This window comes from Streptococcus cuniculi (genome assembly GCF_001921845.1).
Classification (GTDB): domain Bacteria; phylum Bacillota; class Bacilli; order Lactobacillales; family Streptococcaceae; genus Streptococcus; species Streptococcus cuniculi.
The window spans coordinates 1-4,933 of the sequence record NZ_MSJM01000017.1; the positions used below are offsets into that span (position 1 = coordinate 1).

1 protein-coding gene is annotated in these 4,933 nt (G+C 43.8%); it reads left to right on the forward strand.

Going from position 1 to position 4,933, the window contains the following annotated elements; translation table 11 throughout:
• Positions 1-122: 122 nt before the first annotated feature.
• Positions 123-4,933: SpaA isopeptide-forming pilin-related protein (locus BU202_RS10320; RefSeq protein WP_083605801.1), on the forward strand; the 4,811-nt coding region annotated here is incomplete at its 3' end.

Consider the following 4,933-nt stretch of genomic DNA (forward strand, 5'->3'; position numbering starts at 1 on the left):
TTACCTGCATTTTTTGGTGTATAATCCTTGACAAATAGGCAGGGGTGGGGTATTATAAAATATAATTGTATACTTCTTAAAACTATCGTATACATGTAATTTTTGAAAAGGGGAAAATCATTATGAAAAAGAAATTCCTATGGGTATTTCATGCTTTCATGTATGTGCTGTTGATTACAGGAAATGTCCTTCCAGCTGCAACGGTTATTGCGCAGGAAGTCACAAATGATACTGTCACAACAGTAGCGTCATCGGAAGAGCCTCTAGTGGCACCCAGTAGTGATACAGGTGAAACAGTCGCTAGTTCTTCTAGTTCTAGTAACGTAGCAGAGGAGCCGACGCCAACAAGTAGCAGTTCTTCTACCACAGAAGATAGCTCGTCAGCAGCGACAAGCACTGCTAGCTCAAGTAGTTCTAGTAGCTCAAGGAGTTCAGCAGCATCTAGATCAACTTCTCCTGGTGCAGCCTTTCGGGCAGCATCAGATACGACTCCTGCAGCCGACCCAACAGTTGATGGAACATTTGCAGCAGAAGTGCGGGTCTTTACAGAAGACACAAATCCAGATGGAACTGAAAAATTGGAGTACCTTACCGGTGAAGGAATCAATCCTTACGCCGAGTTCCGAATTTCGGGTACGGGTGTCAACATCAAAAATGCTAAAACACTGATTACCTTCCCGAAAAAAAATATTGATGGAAGACCTCAGTTTACAAAGGCAGTATCAGCGTCTAGTTGGAAGGTGACAGAGGATGCGGACAATTGGTATGTTGAGTATAGCTTTGACAACCTTACAGGTGGACAGCTTGTTGCGATCCCAATGCCGTTTCGTTTAAAACAGCCAACCACACCAGATGGTTTTAAGGTTCCAATCAAGTATGAGCTCTTTGATGGAGAAGGTACACTCTTAAAAGAAGCCTCAAAAACCTATATTGGTAAGACCAATGGCGCAGAGCCTGTTAAGGTTGTCAATGGTTCCCGAGGCTATTCAGGTCAACATTCTATCATGAGTGGTAGCAATAAGATGCGGGTCGATGTGAATGGCGAAACCGTCATCATGTCTGACATTGCAGTAGCCAGTCAAGAAGCAGCCCAGCAAACTGCTACAGGAGACAGAGCTCCCTGGGTTGAATACCTAATCGGTGTTCAAAATGGAAGTGGTAGTTATGGGAAGTACCGCCCTGATGAAGTGAAAATCACAGAGAAGCTCCCAGCAGGAGCAGTGATGTTTGGCCAGCCTGATGCAGATGGTTTCTACGTTTATAATGGTCGTAAATGGACCTATGACCAAGCGACCCATACTGCAACCTATCAAGGACCGCTAAGCGAATATTCACAATATGGAAATATCTATCAAGCAGTTCCGATAAAGTTAGCTTTTCCAGGTCAATCCTATGATACCACTCATGTTAATGAGGCAACTATTGTAGCTGAGCCAGGGACAGACAATGAAGTGACTCTTCCTTCGGCCAAAGAAAAAGTGAAATTCAATGCTAAAGTCCAACCGGTATCTGGAAGTCTTCAAATTTACAAATATGGCGATAGATACGGGCCTTCAACTGGTATTCCTTTCAATAAAAAGAATAAGAATACCGATGTAGATGTTAAGTACTATCTAAGCTTTTACAATAGAACAAATGGTGTAGTAGATGAAGACGGTCAAGAGTACACTTCTTATGTGAAAGAAGTGGTGGACTATGGCTTGGACAATCGTCTCTACTACAACTATATCAAGTGGCTTGATGGTACTCCTGAGATAAAAACACTCATTGAGAAAATAGGTTACAAGGTCTACGGGGAAAAGGCAGATGGTACCAGAGTTCTCCTCTTTGATGGAGACCTTTCTGCAAAGCAAGAAATCAATGATGTGACAGACCAGTATGAGAAGATTGCGATAGTTTTCAACGAAGCGATTCCTCTCTCAAAGAAAGATGTTGGTATACGATTTGAACTAGGAACAATCGTTAAGGAAGACATCTGGAAAGAATGGCAGGAGACAGGTGTCGGCCGGGATGATGTGCCTTATGGACGAGACCAAGCACGCAGGCTTTATAACTCTCTTGAAGTGCGTGCCTCTTCTAGTAAAGATGGAACGCTCCGCTCATATACTACAGATGGATCGAATTTCTTCCGTGACGAACCATTAGGAATTACTAGTTACAATGGAAGTAATTATACGGTTCCTTATTCTGATAATAATGTCCGACGTCTCTATGGGGATGTCCGAGTAGAGGGGAACTTGGCTCCAGTTACTGTCCAAAATCCAGAGACCAACTATGTCTTGAAGAATGTCAAGCATATCACGCTACTTCCGCCGGGAATCGAGTTTGTCCCAGGCAGTGAGCAGCAGTCTGATTTTAAAAACAAGGCAACGGTGATTCCAAACTATAAAAATACAGGGAAGACAGCCGTTATTTATGATTTTGGAGATGTCATTCGCAATCATAACAAGAGAGTTGACTTTGATGTTAACACGACCCTCTATGCTCAGACAGGGACAAATGAAATTGAACATTTTGTCACTTGGGATAACAATGATGAGTACAAGAGACAGTATGGAAAATTAGAGTATACGGATGAGCTCGACTTGGACGGAGATGGAGATACAGAAGAGGTCTTCCTCCGCGGTACCAATAATATCAACTTTATTCCACCGCGCGAAGTTCTCGTCAAGAAGTTTGTATCACTTGATAAGACCAATTGGCTCTTGACCTCACCTTATGCAGACCTGGGTCAAGATGTCTATTACAAAATCAGCGTCTTGAACAACTCCTTGATTGATTTGAATGATGTGTCTGTTCTCGATGCGCTTCCATATGTAGGAGACCACAAGATTGTACCAAACGATGCAGGCGACTACCTTCCACGTGAGTCAGTATTCCCTGTGCAGTTGGTAGAAAGCCTCGAAGCAATCGCAGAAAATGAGACAGTCCTTCAAAAATTTGACGTCCTTTATTCGACAGATGCACAAGGACCATCCTTAGCAAGTGCTCGCGATGCCAACTTTGTTCCGGCAGCTAGCATTGCGGACTTTACGCAAGTCAAACTTGTCAAGCTCGTCTTGAAACCAGGACAAGTTCTAGCCGTCAAGGAAGAAGCTGAATTTATTCTCCATGGGACATTACCATACGATGAATCCCTTGATAACTTCTCGGCTGCCAACAACTCCGAAGCGGTCAGCCTCAACAAGGTAGACTACATCGAAGGAAACCAAGTAAGCTCGCCAATCATCAAGTATGAAGTCGATGGAACCTTCTTCTACGATGCCAACCGTGACGGTGAGCGTAGTGATGATGAGGCCTTGTTGAAAGGCTACCAAGTTCAGTTGATGAACGAAGATGGTACAGAAGCGCTCGATCAGCAAGGACAAAAGATTACTGCTGAAACAGATGAAAATGGTTACTACCATATGAATGTTTACAAACGTGGTAATTACTATGTTCAAATTGTGAAAAAACACAAAAATGAAGAGTTTACAACTCTTTATGATAAGACAGGCACTCGTCTTGAAAAAGATCAGCTTGTTGGAAATGATGCGAGCCAAGATGCAGATAATGCCGCAATCGGTAAAACTCGCAGCTTAAGTGTTAATCCAACCAACATTCCAAACCGTACAGCAGATACCAGCAAAGAAGAGTTTGCGACACTTGTCAGAGAGACAGCTAACAGCCTTCTTGCAACCCGCAATGTCGGAATCCTACCAAAAGGTAGTATCAAAGTCGTCAAGGTAGATGAGAACAAACAAGCATTGAAAGATGTTGTCTTTACCTTGAAGAAGGGTGATTTTTCAGTCCAATTGACGACGGACGACAAGGGTGAAGCGACCGCAGATGGCCTAGACTTCGGAACCTATACCTTGACCGAGGACAAGACAGGTGATGCCTATGTCCTTGATACGAAGGAAAAAGAAGTGACCATCAGCTTTGAAAAACCAGAAGTCAGCGTCAATGTCGTCAACAACTTCAAACGCTCAACAGTTGTCCTTACCAAGACAGATGTTGATACGGGTGAAGCCTTGGCAGGTGTGACCTTTGAACTTCGCCAAGGAGACAAAGTGATTGCAAGTGCGAAGACCGATGAAAAGGGTATGGCGACCTTTAAAGATGTAGTCTATGGCGACTACACAGTCGTTGAAACCGAAACACTTGCAGCTTATGTCCTTGATGCTACTCCAATTCCTGTTTCTGTGACAGAAGACAAGGCAGTGGTTGAAAAGACCATGACCAACCGTCAGAAGAAATCTTCTGTTGTCTTGAAGAAGGTTGATGCAACCAGTAAGCAAGTCTTGGCAGGTGTAACCTTTGAACTCCGCCAAGGAGACAAGGTCATCGACACACAAGTGACCGATGAAGAGGGCATGTTGACCTTTAAAGATGTAGCCTATGGCGACTACACAGTTGTCGAAACCAAGACCCTTGATGGTTATGCTTTATTAGACAAGCCACTTGAAGTCAGCGTGACAGAAGATGGTGCCACCATTGACCTTGGTGAGGTAGAAAATGACTTCAAACGCTCAACGGTTGTCCTTACCAAGACAGACCTTGATACGGGTGAAGCCTTGGCAGGTGTGACCTTTGAACTTCGCCAAGGAGACAAAGTGATTGCAAGTGCGAAGACAGATGAAAAAGGTGTGGTAACCTTTAAAGATGTAGCCTATGGTGACTACCAATTGGTTGAAACCGAAACACTTGCAGGCTATGTCCTTGATGCTACTCCAATTCCTGTTTCTGTGACAGAAGACAAGGCAGTGATTGAAAAGACCATGACCAACCGTCAGAAGAAATCTTCAGTTGTCTTGAAGAAGGTTGACGCAACCAGTAAGAAAGCCTTGGCAGGTGTAACCTTTGAACTCCGTCAAGGAGACAAGGTTATCGACACACAAGTGACCGATGAAGAGGGCATGTTGACCTTTAAAGATGTAGCTTATGGCGACTA